Raw genomic sequence first — 15899 nt, 5'->3', positions numbered from 1 at the left:
CTGCGGAGCCGTATGTCTGATACGCTTCAAGTCTGTTAACGATAGAACAGAAATATCAAAAAGAGGGAAGCGAGGAAAACCCATGGACAGGGAACTGCACCTGAAACTGACCATCCGTCTCTATACCGACGACAACCAGCGCTGCTTCGGCCCCGGCATCGCCACGCTCCTGGAGCGGGTGCAGGAGCGCCGCTCCCTGCGGGCAGCGGCCTCGTCCATGGAGATGGCCTACTCCAAGGCATGGCGCATCATCCGCACAGCCGAGGAGGTCTTTGGCTGCAAGATGCTGCGCTCCACCACCGGCGGCCGACACGGCGGCGGCGCGGTGCTGACCCCGGAGGCGGAGCGGCTGCTGGCGGCATACCGGGCGTATCAGACCGATGTGGACCGCTATGCCCGGGAGAGATTTGAGGCGTCCTTTGGGTTCTACCGAACCCTGGACGAGGAGCTGTGAAGTGCCGAGCAGCGGCACCACACCGCCGAATTTGGGACATTCGAGTTTGACGGCTGCTGCATGGAAGACGCGAAAACGGGAGGCTGACGCCTCCCGTTTTATTGACATCCCGGATGCCGCCGCGTCAGCCCAGCTCCTTGCCCAGCCGCCTGTACATGGTCTTTTTCACCGCCCGGAGGATGTTCTCATACCCCGTGCAGCGGCACAGGTGGCCGGAGAGGAGCTTGCGGATCTCCTCGTCCGTGTACTCCTTCCCGCTCTCCAGCAGCTCCACTGCCGACATGATGAAGCCCGGCGTGCAGAAGCCGCACTGGATGGCCGCCTCGTCGATAAAGGCCTGCTGGATGTCGCTGAGCTCGCCGCCCGGTCCCATGAGACCCTCCAGCGTGCGGATCTGCTTACCCTCGGCCCAGACGGCCAGGTAAATGCAGGAGTTGAAGGTCTCGCCGTCGATCAGCACGTTGCACGCGCCGCACTCCCCCACCTCGCAGCCCTTTTTCACGGACAGGGTGTGGTAGTCGTTGCGCAGCATGTCCGTGAGGCTGGCCCGGACGTCCACTGTCTTCTCCACGTCCTTGCCGTTGAGGTTGAAATGAACGGTCTGATACTGGATCTGATGCCTCTCCATTACAGCTCACCTCCCGCCAGTTTCACAGATTCGATGAAGGCCCGCCGGGCGCTCTCCACGGCGATATGGAGGCGGAAGTCCTTTGCAGCCCGCCAGGAGTCCCGGGGATTGATGTCCTCCTTCACCGCCTGGGCAAAAGCGTCCGCCAGCTCCATGGAGACCGGCCGGCCCGCCGCCAGCGCCTCGGCGTGCGCCGCCCGCAGGGGCACGGGTCCCGCCACGCCGAAGGCAGCCCGGGCCCGCTCCACCGTTTTCCGGTCGGCGGACAGGCGGACGTTGACGGAGGTGCCCAGGGTGGCGATGTCCATGGCGCTGCGCATGGCGTACTTGATGTAGTGGCCGAAGCAGTTTTTGTAGCTCTCCTTCGGAATGAGGATGGCGGTCTGAATCTCCCCCTCCCGGATGTCCACCTTGCCCGCCCGGATGTAGAAGTCGCGGATGGGCTGGCGGCGGACGCCCTCCGGACCCGTCAGCTCCACTACGGCGTCCCAGGCGTGGAGGGTGGAGGCGGAGTCGGCGGAGGTAACGCCGTTGCAGGTGTTGCCGCCGATGGTGCCGATGTTGCGGATCTGGGGGCCCCCCACCTGGTCTACGGCCTCTCCCAGCACGTTGATATACTTTTGAATCAGCGGGTTCCGGGTGATGTGGGAAAAGCTGGTGAGGGAGCCGATCCGGAGGGTCCCGTCGTCATCCACGGACACGCCCCGGATCTCGTCCAGGGTCTGGATGGAGATCAGCTCCGCGCCGGCCCGTTTTCCCTCCCGCATCTGCACCAGCACGTCGGAGCCCCCTGCGATGATCTGGGCCTCGGGATGGGCCAGGCGGAGGGCCACGGCGTCGGCGACGCTCTTCGCCTGATACAGGGCTTTCATGTCATACATACGCGGTTCCCTCCTTTAATCCTGAATCAGTCCAGCCGCCTTAAATTCGCGGTAGAGGACGTGGGGCGTGATGGGACAGCAGTCGATAGCCACGCCGGTGGCGTTCAAAATGGCGTTGCGGATGGCGGGAGCGCCGGAGCAGGCCGGGGGCTCGCCCAGGGCCTTGGTGCCGTAGGGGGACGTGGGCTCCGGGTTTTCCACAAAGAACGCCTCCAGCTCCGGGTGGTCCATGAACGTGGACAGCTTGTAGTCCAGCAGGTTGTTGTTCAGGGGCCTGCCGGTCTTCTCGTCAAATTTCAGCTCTTCGGAAAGACCGTAGCCGATGGCCATGGACATGCCGCCGTGGACCTGGGCCTCCGCCAGAGCGGGGTTAATCAGCGTACCGCAGTCGTGGACATTCACCAGCCGCAGCAGCTTCACCCTGCACATGGGAATGTCCACCTCCACCTCGGCGAAGGAACAGCCGAAGGAGTAGGCGTTGGACTTGATCTGTGCCGTGGTCTCGGCGGTGATGTGCTGGCTGTGCTCCAGGGAGTAGAGGCTCTCCGTGGCCAGATCTCCCAGGGACTTCAAAATCCGCCCGTCGGACTTGCGGATAATCTGCCCGTCCGCCAGGTCCAGGTTGGACACCGGCATCCGGGTCTGCTCATGGGCGGCGTTCAAAATGCGCTCCCGCAGGGCTAGGGCCGTCTGCATAATGGAAAAGCCGCCGATGTAGGTCTGCCGGGAGGCATAGGCCCCGGTGCCGAAGGGGGTGACGTCGGTGTCCTGGGCGGAGACCACGTGAACATCCTCAAAGGGAATCCCCACAGCGTCCGCCACCATCTGGGAGTAGGCGGTGTCGCAGCCCTGGCCGATCTCCGTCTCGCCGGTCTGGAACTGGAGGGAGCCGTCCTGGTTCAGCACCATGCGGCAGGAGGAGCTCTCCAGGGAGATGGGCCACACGGCGGTGTTGTACCAGAACACCGCCAGACCCACGCCCCGGCGGACGGGGCCGGTCTGATTCTGGTATTCCGTGAACTTCCGCAGGTAATCAATGGCCTCCATTCCCTTGTCCATGCACTGGTTGAAGGTGTCGTGGTACAGCTCGTTTTTGGAAAAGCCGTCCACATAGCCCACGGGCATCAGATTTTTCCGCCGGAACTCCAGGGGCGTCATACCAATGGCCCTGCAGATGTCGTCGATGTGGCTCTCTCCGGCGAACATGGCCTGGGGAATACCGTAGCCCCGCATGGCGCCTGCGGCGGGCTTGTTGGTGAACACCGTCCAGGCGTCGCACTCCACATTCGGGCAGGGATAGAGCTGGGGGAAGGCGTTCATGCCCTTGGCGTTGACGCCGTGGCCGTGGGAGGCGTAGGCCCCCTGGTTGGAGAAGGACTGGAATTTCCGGGCCGCCAGCGTCCCGTCGGGCCGGACGTAGGAGATGATATGGGTGCGGATGGCGTGGCGGACCCGGTTGGAGACGAAGGTCTCCTCCCGGCTGCACTCCAGCTTCACCAGCCTCCCCCCCACCTGGGTGGAACACCAGGCGCACAAGGGCTCGTACAGCGCGTCCTGCTTGTTGCCGAAGCCCCCGCCGATGTAGGGCTTGATGATCCGCACCTTGCCCCAGGGAATCCCCAGGGCCTGCCCCACCACTCTCCGGACGATGTGGGGGATCTGGGTGGAGCTGACCACCACGATCCGCCCCGCCTCCTCATAGGCGAAGCACCCGTGGTTTTCAATGTGGCAGTGCTGGACCGTGGGGGTGTCGTACCAGCCCTCCACCTTGATGAGGCCGGGCTCCCGCCGGGCGGTCTCGTAGTCGCCCCTGCGGACGTCGGAGTGGCCCAAGATGTTGTTTTTGTACTTCTCATGGAGCTGAGGGGCGCCGTCCTTCATGGCCTCCTGCACATCCAGCACAAAGGGCAGCTCCTCGTACTCCACCTTCAATGCCCGGACGGCCTGTGCCGCCGCCACCTCGTTCTCGGCGATGACCGCCGCCACCTCGTCGCCGTAGTAGCGGACGTGGCGGTTCAAAAGCAGCCTGTCAGCCACATCCTGATGGCCGGGGTCCGTGGACCAGGGATGGCCCGCCGTGGGAAAGGGGATGTCCGGCACTTCAAAGCAGGTCAGAACCTTCACCACGCCGGGAACCGCCTCCGCCGCCGCAGTGTCGATGGACTTCACAAAGCCGTGGGCAATGGTGGAGTGGCAGATCTTCACCACCAGCGCCTCCCGGCCGCAGAGGTCGTCCATGTATCTGGCCCGGCCTGTGGCCTTGTCATAGGCGTCCACCCGTGTGACGCTTCTGCCGACGCTCTTGCTCATAGAGAATCCCTCCTTTTCGTTTGCATGAATTGGAAAAATCGGATATACTATCCTCAATCAAGAATTCAGAATTTGGCCTCTTTCCAATTCCAAATCCTGATAATAATGATAAAAACGGGGGTATCTGCTGTGTTGAAATTAGGCTGTGTGGTCATGGCGGCGGGCAATGCCCGGCGGTACGGCCAGAATAAGCTGGCGGCCCAGCTGCGGGGGCGGAGTCTGATCCTTCGGGCCCTGGAGGCCGTGCCGGCGGAGGCCTTTGAGAATGTGGTGGTGGTGACCCAGTATCCGGAGATCATGCGCCTGGCCAGGGAGTTTCACTTCTCCGCCGTCCACAACGCCCACCCGGACCACGGCATCAGCCGCACCATTGCATTAGGGCTGACCGCCCTGCGGGACTGCTGCGGCGTGATGTTCCTGGTCAGCGACCAGCCCCTTTTGAGACGGGAGAGCGTGGCGGCCCTGGCCCGCTTCTGGCAGGAGCAGCCGGACAAGCTGGCAGCCCTGGCCCACGGCGGCGTCCGGGGCAATCCCTGCGTCTTCCCCGCCCGGTTTTTCCCGGAGCTGCTGGAGCTGACGGAGGACCACGGCGGCAACACCGTCATCCGGAGGCATGAGGAGGACCTGCGGCTCCTGGAGGTGCCGGAGGAGGAGCTGGCGGACGTGGATACCGCGGAGGCGCTGGAAAAAATGCAAAATCGAAGCCAGAAAATACGTTAGGGGACGGCCAGCCGTCTCCTCTATTTTCGTTTGTATTCCAACAGACGGAGAAACTCCGGAAATAACAGCTCATCTGCCAGGCCAAACAAAAAGCGCTTTCCATCCGGGTAAGTCTCCGCAATATCGAAGGCCCGCCGTATCCGCGGATGATATGTCTCCCTCTCCGATTGAAACCTCGCCTGCTCCGCCCTGTTGAATACAATCTGCAAGGCGGCACAGCTTCTCCGTACATACAGCGTGCAAAGACGCCTTCCCCTCCAGCGGTATTGGCATTCGTACTTCCAACGTATTCCGCCGCTGCTCCACAGGGCCTCCGCTCCAAATTGTCTTTCCACCGCGCCGCAAAACCCCGCGCACACTGCACAGCATCCCGCCCCCAGAAGTGCGGAGATGTCCTCCGGCGCCCTTCCCGAAGGCGTCATTTCCGGGTATAGGGCGTGTCCTCCAGGGGCAGCGCCGTGCGGAACTTGCCGTCATAGCGGTAATAGGCGTCGGCAATGGCCGGGGCCGTGGGAATGGAGGTGATCTCCCCCACGCCGATGGCGCCGCAGGCCACGTCCAGCCCCTCCTTCTCCACCACAATGGCGGTGATCTCCGGAATCTGGTTGGCCCGGAAGAGGCCCAGGGTGCCGTACTTGGCGGTGGGTCTGCAGTCCACCAGGGGGTACCGCTCCGTCAGGGCGAAGCCCATGGACATCACCACGCCGCCCTCGATCTGTCCCTCCACAGAGAGGGGATTCACCGCCCTGCCCACGTCGTGGGCCGCCACCATCTGCTGGATTCTGCCGTCCTCGTCCAGGATGCAGAGCTGGGTGGCGTAGCCGTAGGCGATGTGGCTGACGGGGTTGGGCACATTGGCCCCCAGGGGGTCCGTCTTCCCCAAATACTCTCCCCGAAACTCCCGGCCGTTCAGGGTCTCCAGGCCGCCGCCCGCCAGCGCCGCTTTCAGGTCCTGGCAGGCCCGCCGGCAGGCCTCGCCAGTGAACAGCGTCTGCCGGGAGCCGGAGGTGGTGCCGGAGTCCGGCGCAAAGTAGGTGTTGGACCGCTCGTATACCACGTTCTGCGGTGAAATTCCCGTCTGGTCACAGACCATCTGCGTCAGCACCGTGCCCAGGCCCTGGCCGATGCAGGAGGCCCCGGCGAAGATATGGACCTTGCCGCCCTCCACTGTCAGCCGCACCCGGCCCGTGTCCGGGATGCCCACGCCCACGCCGGCGTTCTTCATGGCGCAGGCAAGACCCGCGTATTTGGCCTTGTCGTAGTACGGCTTCACCGCCTCCAGCGTCTCCACCAGACCGGTGGACTCATCCACGATCTGGCCGTTGGGCAGCTCCTGCCCCGGGCGGATGGCGTTGCGGTAGCGGATCTCCCACGGGGTGATGCCCACCAGATCCGCCATGCGGTTCAGGAGGCTCTCGATGCAAAAGCACGTCTGGGTCACGCCAAAGCCCCGGAAGGCCCCGGCGGGGGGATTGTTGGTGTAGTAGGCCCAGCCGTCAATCTCAAAGTTCTGATAGTTATAGGGTCCGGCGGCGTGGGTGCAGGCCCGCTCCAGCACCGGTCCGCCCAGAGAGGCGTAGGCCCCGGTGTCGGCGATGACCTCGGCGGCCACGCCCTGGATGATGCCGTTCTCGTCGCAGCCCAGGGAAAACTCCATCTCCATGGGGTGTCGCTTTGGGTGGATCAAAAGACTCTCCGCCCGGGTGAGCTTCACCTTCACCGGCCGCTTCGTCAGACAGGCGATCAGGGCGGCGTGGTGCTGGACGGTCACGTCCTCCTTGCCTCCAAAGCCGCCGCCCACCAGACAGTTGCGCACCTTCACCCGCTCCGCCGGCCATCCCAGCATGGTCATGATCTCGTGCTGGGTGTCGTAGGCGCCCTGGTCGGTGGAGAGGACCATAACTCCGTCCCCGTCGGGATAGGCCACGGCGCACTCCAGCTCCAGGAAGGCGTGTTCCGTCCACGGCGTATAGAACCGCTGGGTCAGCATGTACTTACTCTTGGCGATGGCCTCCGCCGGGTTGCCCCGCTGGATGTGCTTGTGGCTCAGCAGGTTCCCCTCCCGGTGGACCAGGGGGGCGTCCGGCAGCATGGCCTCCCGGGGACTGCGGACACAGGGCAGCTCCTCGTAGTCCACCTTTACCAGGGCCTTGGCCTGGGCCAGGATCTCCGGCGTCTCCGCCGCCACCAGGCAGATGGCGTCCCCCAGGTAGTGGGTGATGTCCCCCACGGCGATCATAGTATCCCAGTCCCGCTTCAAATGGCCCACCTTGTTGCTGCCCGGCACGTCTGCGGCGGTGAACACCCCCACCACGCCGGGAAGCCGCCTGGCCTCCTCGGTGTGAATGGCCAGCACCCGCGCCCGGGGATATTCGCTGCGGACGGCGCTGCCGTAGATCATGCCGTCCATATAGATGTCGTCGGGGTAAACGCCCGTGCCGGTGACCTTCTCCTCCACGTCGATCCTGGGGACCCGGGCCCCCAGGGACCAGTTCTCCGCCGCCTGGGGGACCTCCCCGGCCCGGAACAGCTCCGCCGCCAGCAAAATGGCGTCAATGATCTTCACATACCCGGTGCAGCGGCAGATGTTGTTGCGGATGGCGAAGGCCGCCTCCTCCCGGGTGGGGTTCCGGTTCTTATCCAGCAGGGCCTTGGCGGAGATCACCATCCCCGGGATGCAGAAGCCGCACTGAACCGCCCCGGCGTGGCCGAAGGCGTATGTATACACCTGCCGTTCAAACTCGCTGAGACCCTCCACGGTGAGGACCTCCTTGCCCTCCAGCTTGTCGGTCTGGGGGACGCAGGCCTTGGTGGGCTTGCCGTCAACGAGGACGGTGCAGGTGCCGCAGGCGCCCTCGCTGCACCCATCCTTCACGGAGGTCAGCCTCAAGGTATCCCGCAGGTACCGCAGCAGCTTCTGGTTTTTTCCCACAGTCACAGTCTTGCCATTTACGCGAAACGTTGCCATAAAAGACTCCTTGTTCCCGTGCCCGCCCTCGGTCCCACGGTCATGTGTAATTTCCGAAAAGGTCGACCTTTCTTTTCTTGTACATTATACCTGAAATGAGAACAATACGCAACCACACTTTTGTCAATTCGTTATTCTACTTTTAGTCCAACGGCGGCAGCTCCCAGCCCACCGCCAGGACGCCCCTCCGGACGGAAACCCGGGCCATGGGCTCGAGAATGTGGTTGCTGACTCCCACGGGAAAATCCGGCGTCAGCACGGCGCTCTTCAGGGGATACTGAAAGCCGGTCTCGTCCACCCCCTCCGCCCGGTCCCCCAGGCAGAAGGCGGAGAACAGGCCCCACTCCACCGTCTTGGGAATGTCCAGGGCCTCGTTTTCGATCACGGTCCAGAGAAAGTCGTCGCCGTACAGCCAGCCCCGGGCCCCTCTCCTGCGGAGGAACAGCAGGGACTGGAGGTTGGCCAGAGTGTGGTCCAGCCGCTTGCCGCCGGTGCCGCCGTAGATCCAAAAATCCGTACAGCCCGCCTCCAGCCCTGTCCGGAGGGCGGCCAGGGTATCGGTGTCGTCCTTTTCCACCGGCAGGCGGCAGATATGGCGAAAGTCCGCCGGCGGCTCCATAGAGTCGAAGTCCCCCAACAGGAGATCGGGAATGATGTTTTCCCGCAGGCAGATCTGATAACCCGCGTCGGCGGCGATGATGAGATCTCCGGGCTCGCCCGGACGCTCCCGCAGGCCGTAAAAGGCGCCGGCGGCAAAGACAAAGCAGCGTTTCATAGGGCCGTTCCTCCCTCGTGTTTTTGGTATTAGGCCTTGTTTGAAAAATGGCGGAATGCCCAACGGCGAGAGATGTTTTCGCCAATCAAGGCAGATTTTTGCAGGCGGGCTGACGCCCGGCAAGAACATTTAACGCAGAGCGGCGGATCAAGATCCACCGTTTGGGCGTTTTGACTTTTTTCAAACAGGGCCTAGTCAATACGCTTAAAAAGAATCAAAACGATTCTTTTCACCCTGGCGGCAGTTCTACTGCCGCCAGGGACCGTGTAAACGGTCGTGTGTTTGACTTCATAGGTGAATCACGCGGGCAAAGCCCGTCCAGCGGGTCACCGACCCGCTGGTTGAACATCCGGAAATTGCGGATGCTCAAGTGCTTCAACTATACCACATCTTCCGCCGTCTGACAAACCCGTCTCCTCCGTTCGCCCCGTCTCAGGGCGTTATAAAGGCGGGAAGCGCCGAAACACGCCTCCCGCCTGTCGTTTATCGGTTTTCCCAGCCCTCCAGATCATCCATGGAGAGCACCGCCATCACCAGCGCAATAAGAAACAAAATCACATAGCCCACCAGCACCGTGCTCATCAGCCGGTCCACCAGCGCCATGATGAGGAAGAGGGCCGCTGTATCCAGCACCGCCAGCAGTATCTTTGCCCGCCTCATGGAAATCCGTTGGAGCATTAAAAGCGCCCGGGGAAACGCTTTGACCAGAATCTGCACCGGGAATCCCAGAGCGCCGCAGAAGAGGACGAAGAGGATCATGGTGGAGAGGGAGTCATAGGAAGCTCCGAACCACCGCATAATCATCTCACTGGGCATATCCAGCGACGCGGCCACCGCCATCATTCCCGCCGCCAGCACCGCGCAGACAACCAGGATCGCAATGCGCTTTTTCACCTTTCCGCCCATGGGCCCGCCTCCTCTCGCCGCTTGAAACTCTGTATCATTTTTGAAAAAGTATATCATGACAGGAATTTTCTGTCAACCTCCGCTCCGGAGGAGGCGGCGGCCAACCGGGCATTTTATAGTCAACACACTTGAAAAGAATCAGAACGATTCTTTTCACCCTGGCGGCAGTTCTGCTGCCGCCAGGGACCGTGTAAACGGCCGTGTGTTTGACTTCATAGGTAAAGCACACGGGCAAAGCCCGTCCAGCGGGTCGATGACCCGCTGGTTGAACATCCGCAATTTGCGGATGTTCAAGTGCTTCGACTATACCATCTAGGCCTTGTTTGAAAAATGACGGAATGCCCAACGGCGAGAGTTTTTTCGCCAATCAAGGCAAATCTTTGCAGGCGGGCTGACGCCCGGCAAGAAAATTTAACGCAGAGCGGCGGATAATGATCCACCGTTTGGGCGTTTTGAATTTTTTCAAACAGGGCCTAGAATTTGGGGGTTGCGGCTCTGTAGGGGCGGGGCGCTGTCCCCGTCCGTTTTTCCGAAAACACCAGCTTTCCGGCGGACAGGCCGGAACAGAGCCCGGCGCCTGCGGAGCCGCACAAAGAAGGCCGGACGCTCTCGCGTCCGGCCTGGGGGTTGTCTGTCAGGTTGAAAGAATGGTTCTTATTCGCCGAAAAACTCGCTGATTACCTCGTCGCAGTTGAGCACAAGCTCGTCGTCCTCGCCCACCAGAGCGGTGAGCTCGGGCATCTTGATGCCCAGATAGGCGGCGTAGCGGGTGAGGATTCCGCGCGCGGCGGACACCGTCACCAGCTCGTCAGGCTCGAATGTGCCGTCCTCGTAGCTCTTGATGATCCCGATGGACTTGGCCCAGGCCATAGCCGGGGAGTACGTGTGCTCCTCAGTCACGTCCTCGAACAGGCCGCTGTCAGCCACGGGGGCCGGCTGGCCCTCATGACGCCACAGATAGTCCACGAACTCCGCGCGGGTGACGGGACCGCTGGCCAGAGGCACAGCAGTCTCATCGATGGTGGTGCCGTCGTCCGCGGCATCCGTGTCATCGGTGTCGCCGGGGATCACGGGGACTTCGGGGACCACGGGCTCCTCAGGAACCACAGGCTCCTCGGGAATCACGGGAACTTCGGGCTCCTCGGGAACGGGAATCCAAGCAGCCACCAGGGTCAAAGTCCCGGTAACAATTCCGCTCTCGGGATCGAAATTCTCGTCATCAACGAGCCAACCTGCAAAGGTGTAGCCGGGACGGACGGGAATCTCGCCGCCAAACACAGGAATGGGGTTTTTGTTCTCCACCTCGTACGTCTGGTTTTCAAACAGGGCTCCGCCCAAACCATCAATGTACTCCACATCGAAATACTCATCGTGGGCCGCCTTGAGACACAGAATACCGCCCTTATAGACTGTACCCGGCTGATATGCGAGAACAAATTCCGTATATCCATCACCCCAGCGGGTACTGCCATCTGTATACCAACCAGTAACAGGCTTTCCATCCTTTTCAAGTGTGGCATCCATGCCAGTAACGACATATAGTGTCAACTTAAAATCTGTCCCTGAATTATTGTTATACAGATCATCGCTGTGACCGGTAGCAGTATTACTGAACATCTTGTTGGTTTGGCGAATCGTGAGGTTGCTCTGGTAGTTGAAAATACCGCCGCCATACTTGGCTTCATTACCGGAGATGGTACTATTGCGCACCTCTACAGTACTCCCACCCTGGGAATAGATGCCACCGCCCTTGGTATTACGATCCTCATCCTCGAAACTTTCTGCACGATTCCCGGAAATGTTCGCGTTGTTGATCGTCACTTTCGAGTCATGACTGTAAATACCGCCGCCATTATTGCCGGCCGTATTGCCGGAAATTTCAACCTTAGCGTCGTCTTTACCATTGATTACAACGGTTCCGTTGGTGCTGGCAATGCCGCCGCCTTCTCCGCCGACAACATTGCCCGTAATGGCTCCGCCATTGATGATAATGGTATCATACGCCTGGGTCTGATCCTTATTCTCCTCGTATGTTACCGCGCCAATGCCGCCGCCGGAACCGGTGCCAGCCGTAGTTGAACCCGCTGTGTTGTTGGAGATCTCGCCGCCATTCATGACGAATTTGGCCTCTTGATCGTCCCGCGCGCTCAGCTCCGTGTTCAGATAGATGCCGCCGCCGGCATTGCCGGTGGCATTATCACTGATCTTGCCGTCCTCCATGGTAAAGCTGCCTTTTCCGACATATACGCCGCCGCCGTTGTCCTCAGCGTAATTCCCGGAAATCGTGCCGCCGTCCAAAGTCAGGCTGCCGTCAGCCACATAGACACCGCCGCCGGCCTTGTTCTCATGTATAGTACCAACCGCGTTGCCGCCGGTGATCGTTCCACTCTGGTCCTCAGAGGAGTCCTTAATGGTCAGATCGGCGCCATCTGTGACGGTGATGACACTGTCCTTGCTGCCGTCACTTTCGCCAGCCTTGTAGCCGCCGTCGATGTCGTTGCCATTCAGATCGATGGTGACATCGTCCTTAACAGTAATGGTGGTGTTTTCGTCCTTCTCGCTGTCGTACTCGACCTTCTCATTGATCTGGACATCCCGTCCGCCACCATCGTTCTTCCAGGACTCGACGCCATACTTGCCGTCTTCATCCTTGTCGTAGCCATAGTGATCCTCACGGTCTGATTCGATGCGCTCACCAGTTTCAGTATTACCGTCAATGGCATCCTGGAGATCATCGAAGGAGGCCGCCAACGCCGGAGCCGCCAGGCTGGCGCACAGGGACAGCGCTACTGCGACGGATAGGAGTTTTCTCATAATTCTCATAAGCAATTCTTTCCTTTCTTTGCTATTTCGGACGCAAAGGGTCCGGCGGCTGGGCTGCCATGGCCCCCTCCCCCGCAGGGGACGGCGCGTTAGGCCCCGTGGCTTTGTGTCCCGCCCTTTCAGACGGTTTACTAGATCCAGCTTTCCAGCAGCCGGGCTGACATAACGGATTAAGTTTGCGGCATGCCGCAAACTTAAAACAGGTACCTGTTTTACCGTCGTAGTCCCCATAGCTTTGCGCCCCGCAGTTTCCCATGGTTTGCCCTCGCCTTACGGTCTTCCCCGCCGCCAACGGCGCATCGGCGGCGGGCGCTCTCTCCGGCGGATCGCTCCCCATTCACATTCCCCCTGACAGACTTTTGAAAGCGCCTTATACACTTCCGTTTTCATTCTACGCTTATTCATCCGCAATTGCAAGGCCAAGCGGCAAATTTTTTCAATTTTTCCCAGCGAAGCCAGCTCCAGACCGAACCCGGCAGGCGGCCCCGCTCCCTCTCTATCCACACCCTGCCGTATATATATAATATGTGACCCATCCCCGCGCCGGGCCCCGAAAAAAGGCCGCAGAAACTGCGCCTTTCATCTGCCGGACAGGTATACGATTACCTGCTCTGATTTCATGACACAATCCGCGAAAATTTCTCCCGCCGCCCAACGCAGGCCTTCCCCGCTCTTATGCACCGCATCCACTTTTCAACCGCGCGGAGCTCCTTCCGCATTGGGTATCCTGACGGGTTTCAGAGCATTTTGATTCCCCTGTTTAGTAAACTTGACAATCCCTAAAATTTGGGCTATGATAGCTTCAAGCACATGCCGAACAGACGGATAGCAGGTCCTATGCTCAACGGTGCATTTCAGCATGAGGAGGTTTGAAGCAAAGCGCAGTCTGCTGCAGGGTATGGGAAGCGCCGGGCCGGTCCGCGCACGCAGATTCCGCCGGTCCTTCCTAAAATTACGGTCGTGACCAATTCCGGCGCCGGAAGCGCCGCCGCCACCGCGGCAGACGGCGGTCCGGCGTACCGGACGGCATTGGCACGGCGAAGGGAGTAAGAAAAACAACTATGATTAACAAAATGAGAACAGCCCAGGAAGCTGTTGCAGGAATCCAGGACGGGATGACCGTCATGGTGGGCGGCTTCCTGGGGACCGGGACGCCGGAGATCCTGATCGACGCATTGGTGGAAAAGGGCGTAAAACACCTGACCGTCATCGCCAACGACGGCGGGCTGCCCGCCTCCGTCACCGGCACCACGGACCGGGGCGTGGCCAAGCTCCTCAGCGCGGGTATGATCGACCACATCATCGCCTCCCACGTGGGCATGAACCCCATCATCGGCAAGGGCATGAACGACGGCACCCTGAAATGCACTCTGGTGCCCCAGGGCTCCCTGGCGGAGAAGATCCGCGCCGCCGGCGCGGGCCTGGGCGGCGTGCTGACCCCCACGGGCGTTGGCACCATCATCGCCGACGGCAAGGAGACATTGACCATCGAGGGCCGGGAGTATCTGCTGGAGCTGCCCCTCCGCGCGGACTTCGCCCTGTGCCGGGCCAGCATCTGCGACAAGTTCGGCAACTTCAGCTGCGCCAAGGCCACCAAGAACTTCAACCACGTCATGGCCATGGCGGCGGACACCGTCATCCTCGGCGCGGAGAAGGTTGTGGAGATCGGCGAGGTGGATGTGGACACCTTCACCACCGCCGGCGTGTATGTGAACTATATCGTAGGAGGTGAGCAGCCTTGGCAGATCTGAAGATGAGAATCGCCAAGCGTGCGGCGAAAGAATTTAAGGACGGCGACATCGCCAATCTGGGCATTGGCCTGCCCACCATGGTGGCCAACTGCCTGCCCGAGGGCGTGACCATCGTGCTGCACTCCGAGAACGGCTTTACCGGCCTGCTGGGCGCCCCCGAGAAGGGCCAGGAGGACGTGGACGTCATCAACTCCGGCGGCGCCTACGTCACCTACGCCCCCTACGGCAACTTCTTCGGCTCCGAGGAGAGCTTCTCCATCATCCGCGGCGGCCACGTGGACGCCACGGTGCTGGGCGCCATGGAGGTGGACGAGAAGGGCAACATCGCCAACTGGATCATCCCCGGCAAGATGGTGGCCGGCATGGGCGGCGCCATGGACCTGGTGGTGGGCGCGCGGAAGGTGATCGTGGCCATGCTGCACACCCAGAAGGGCGCGCACAAGATCCTCAAGGAATGCACCCTGCCCCTGACCGCCGTGGGCGTGGTGGACATGATTATCACCGAGATGGGCGTGATGGAGGTTACTCCCGAGGGCATCGTCCTCAAGGAGCTGCACCCCGACTACTCCCTGGACGACATCAAGGCCGCCACCGGCTGCGAGCTCATCGTCAGCCCCGACCTCAAGCCCATGGAGGAAGAGTAATCTCACCCATTTTGCAAAAATGGGAGTCCCGGCCAAATGCCGGGGCTCCCATCTTTCAACCTGGAAAAGCCGTTACAGCACTTCCCCCCGAAGCGTGAGCACCGCCCGTCCCCCGATCCGGACCCGGACAGCGCCGCCCTCCTCCGAGAGGCGGCTGAGAATCTCCGAGGGCTTGCCCATCGCCATTCCCTGTATAAAGCTATTCTCCCTTCCGGGGGAAATAAATCCCCGGCGGTACAGGTAGAAGGTCAGCGCCCCGTTGGAGGTGCCGGTGGCGGCCTCCTCCGGGATGGCGTACAGCGGCGCAAAATTGCGGCAGTAAGCCCCCTGGCAGAGCCCCTCCGTTTTCGAGCAGAACATATGGACGCCGACAACGCCGTACCGCTCCGACAGGCGGCAAACCTCCGCCTCGTCCTGCCGGGCCCGGTTCAAAACGGTAATGTCCCGCACCGGCAGCAGAATGTCCAGAAGGCCGGTGCTGACCGCCTGGGGCTCCAGCCCCTTTGGCCGGTCCGCCGGGGTCAGGCCATAGGCGGCATACAGCTCCGCCTGTTCCTCCGGGGAAAAGGTCCGGCCCTCCGCCGGAGGGGCCATGTCCATCCACACGGCGTCCGGCTCCACAGAGACCTCCAGATCCCCGGAGCGGGTGTGGAGAGCGTACTGCCCCGCCGGGATCTCTCCGGTCTGGCGCAGGACGGTGAATGCGGCAATGGTGGCGTGGCCGCACAGGTCCACCTCCTCCGCCGGGGTAAAGTAGCGGATGTGGAAGCTCTCCTCCCCGGTCCGCCGGACGAAGGCGGTCTCCGAGTGCTTCAATTCCCCAGCCAGGGCGCGCATCAGCGCCTCCTCCGGAAAGGGGTCCTCCCCCAGTGGGACCACGCCCGCCTGGTTGCCGGAAAAGCGTTGAACTGTAAAGGCGTCCGCAATGTAAAAGTGCATATTGTTCCTCCTTTTGTTCCATGGTTTGACAAGAGACAGCATCCGGGGCGGCTGTCCGCTGCCTCTTGTCAAGCGATGGCGCCTGCGGCCGTTTATGGAA

At 61.5% G+C, this 15899-nt stretch carries 13 protein-coding genes and 2 riboswitches; of the genes, 4 read left to right on the top strand and 9 right to left on the bottom strand.

What is annotated here, in order from left to right:
* Positions 1 to 82 precede the first annotated feature (82 nt).
* Entirely contained in the window at positions 83 to 454 is a 372-nt protein-coding gene (locus tag C816_RS04620; protein WP_016321258.1) for a winged helix-turn-helix domain-containing protein, read from the top strand.
* Between the two features lie 124 nt (positions 455 to 578).
* On the opposite strand, the gene xdhC is transcribed toward C816_RS04620, so the two are convergent.
* The 3 genes from xdhC to xdhA are packed head-to-tail and all read right to left on the bottom strand — an operon-like array spanning position 579 to position 4273.
* Positions 579 to 1082 (bottom strand): xanthine dehydrogenase subunit XdhC, encoded by a 504-nt coding sequence (xdhC, locus tag C816_RS04615; RefSeq protein ID WP_016321257.1) that lies wholly within the window; start codon positions 1080 to 1082, stop codon positions 579 to 581.
* Positions 1082 to 1963 carry a xanthine dehydrogenase subunit XdhB gene (gene xdhB / locus C816_RS04610; protein WP_016321256.1) on the bottom strand — a complete coding sequence of 294 codons (882 nt, stop codon included), beginning with the start codon at positions 1961 to 1963 and terminating at the stop codon, positions 1082 to 1084. The genes xdhC and xdhB overlap by 1 nt, the downstream gene beginning before the upstream one ends.
* Before the next feature lie 15 nt (positions 1964 to 1978).
* Positions 1979 to 4273, bottom strand: coding sequence for a xanthine dehydrogenase subunit XdhA (xdhA, locus tag C816_RS04605; protein ID WP_016321255.1), 2295 nt, complete (start codon positions 4271 to 4273; stop codon positions 1979 to 1981).
* Between the two features lie 129 nt (positions 4274 to 4402).
* On the opposite strand from xdhA, the gene C816_RS04600 reads away from it, so the two are divergent.
* Positions 4403 to 4993: a nucleotidyltransferase family protein gene (locus C816_RS04600; RefSeq protein ID WP_016321254.1), complete on the top strand. Its 591-nt coding sequence runs from the start codon at positions 4403 to 4405 to the stop codon at positions 4991 to 4993.
* A gap of 20 nt (positions 4994 to 5013) precedes the next feature.
* On the opposite strand, the gene C816_RS25555 is transcribed toward C816_RS04600, so the two are convergent.
* From C816_RS25555 to C816_RS04575, 5 genes are all read right to left on the bottom strand, one after another.
* Positions 5014 to 5415: a DUF3788 family protein gene (locus tag C816_RS25555; RefSeq protein ID WP_016321253.1), complete on the bottom strand. Its 402-nt coding sequence runs from the start codon at positions 5413 to 5415 to the stop codon at positions 5014 to 5016.
* Entirely contained in the window at positions 5412 to 7961 is a 2550-nt protein-coding gene (gene xdh / locus C816_RS04590; RefSeq protein ID WP_016321252.1) for a selenium-dependent xanthine dehydrogenase, read from the bottom strand. Before xdh ends, C816_RS25555 begins: the two co-directional genes overlap by 4 nt.
* A gap of 142 nt (positions 7962 to 8103) precedes the next feature.
* On the bottom strand, positions 8104 to 8736 hold the full coding sequence (locus tag C816_RS04585; RefSeq protein WP_016321251.1) for a thiamine diphosphokinase: 633 nt from the start codon (positions 8734 to 8736) through the stop codon (positions 8104 to 8106).
* A gap of 483 nt (positions 8737 to 9219) precedes the next feature.
* On the bottom strand, positions 9220 to 9642 hold the full coding sequence (locus C816_RS04580) for a YrvL family regulatory protein (protein WP_016321250.1): 423 nt from the start codon (positions 9640 to 9642) through the stop codon (positions 9220 to 9222).
* Between the two features lie 654 nt (positions 9643 to 10296).
* Positions 10297 to 12465: an S-layer homology domain-containing protein gene (locus tag C816_RS04575; protein ID WP_016321249.1), complete on the bottom strand. Its 2169-nt coding sequence runs from the start codon at positions 12463 to 12465 to the stop codon at positions 10297 to 10299.
* Between the two features lie 41 nt (positions 12466 to 12506).
* Positions 12507 to 12608, bottom strand: a riboswitch (cyclic di-GMP riboswitch).
* Between the two features lies 1 nt (position 12609).
* A riboswitch (cyclic di-GMP riboswitch) is annotated at positions 12610 to 12739 on the bottom strand.
* Between the two features lie 787 nt (positions 12740 to 13526).
* Between C816_RS04575 and C816_RS04570 the strand changes: the two genes are divergently transcribed.
* Together C816_RS04570 and C816_RS04565 are read left to right on the top strand one after the other, a co-directional pair.
* Positions 13527 to 14216, top strand: coding sequence for a CoA transferase subunit A (locus C816_RS04570; protein WP_016321248.1), 690 nt, complete (start codon positions 13527 to 13529; stop codon positions 14214 to 14216).
* Positions 14204 to 14860 (top strand): 3-oxoacid CoA-transferase subunit B, encoded by a 657-nt coding sequence (locus C816_RS04565; protein ID WP_016321247.1) that lies wholly within the window; start codon positions 14204 to 14206, stop codon positions 14858 to 14860. The genes C816_RS04570 and C816_RS04565 overlap by 13 nt, the downstream gene beginning before the upstream one ends.
* A 72-nt stretch (positions 14861 to 14932) precedes the next feature.
* Here the strand turns inward: C816_RS04565 and C816_RS04560 are convergent, their stop codons facing one another.
* Entirely contained in the window at positions 14933 to 15799 is an 867-nt protein-coding gene (locus C816_RS04560) for a PhzF family phenazine biosynthesis protein (protein ID WP_016321246.1), read from the bottom strand.
* Between the last annotated feature and the right edge of the window lie 100 nt (positions 15800 to 15899).

Source organism: Oscillibacter sp. 1-3 (genome assembly GCF_000403435.2).
Taxonomy (GTDB): domain Bacteria; phylum Bacillota; class Clostridia; order Oscillospirales; family Oscillospiraceae; genus Oscillibacter.
Note: the sequence above shows the minus strand (reverse complement) of the source record. Positions and strands in the feature narration are given on the sequence as shown.

Coding starts and splice junctions, on each gene's coding strand:
- xdh (WP_016321252.1), bottom strand. CDS start 7,961: ATGGCAACGTTTCGCGTAAATGGCAAGACTGTGACTGTGGGAAAAAAC.
- C816_RS04560 (WP_016321246.1), bottom strand. CDS start 15,799: ATGCACTTTTACATTGCGGACGCCTTTACAGTTCAACGCTTTTCCGGC.
- xdhC (WP_016321257.1), bottom strand. CDS start 1,082: ATGGAGAGGCATCAGATCCAGTATCAGACCGTTCATTTCAACCTCAAC.
- C816_RS25555 (WP_016321253.1), bottom strand. CDS start 5,415: ATGACGCCTTCGGGAAGGGCGCCGGAGGACATCTCCGCACTTCTGGGG.
- xdhA (WP_016321255.1), bottom strand. CDS start 4,273: ATGAGCAAGAGCGTCGGCAGAAGCGTCACACGGGTGGACGCCTATGAC.
- C816_RS04570 (WP_016321248.1), top strand. CDS start 13,527: ATGATTAACAAAATGAGAACAGCCCAGGAAGCTGTTGCAGGAATCCAG.
- C816_RS04620 (WP_016321258.1), top strand. CDS start 83: ATGGACAGGGAACTGCACCTGAAACTGACCATCCGTCTCTATACCGAC.
- xdhB (WP_016321256.1), bottom strand. CDS start 1,963: ATGTATGACATGAAAGCCCTGTATCAGGCGAAGAGCGTCGCCGACGCC.
- C816_RS04585 (WP_016321251.1), bottom strand. CDS start 8,736: ATGAAACGCTGCTTTGTCTTTGCCGCCGGCGCCTTTTACGGCCTGCGG.
- C816_RS04580 (WP_016321250.1), bottom strand. CDS start 9,642: ATGGGCGGAAAGGTGAAAAAGCGCATTGCGATCCTGGTTGTCTGCGCG.
- C816_RS04575 (WP_016321249.1), bottom strand. CDS start 12,465: ATGAGAATTATGAGAAAACTCCTATCCGTCGCAGTAGCGCTGTCCCTG.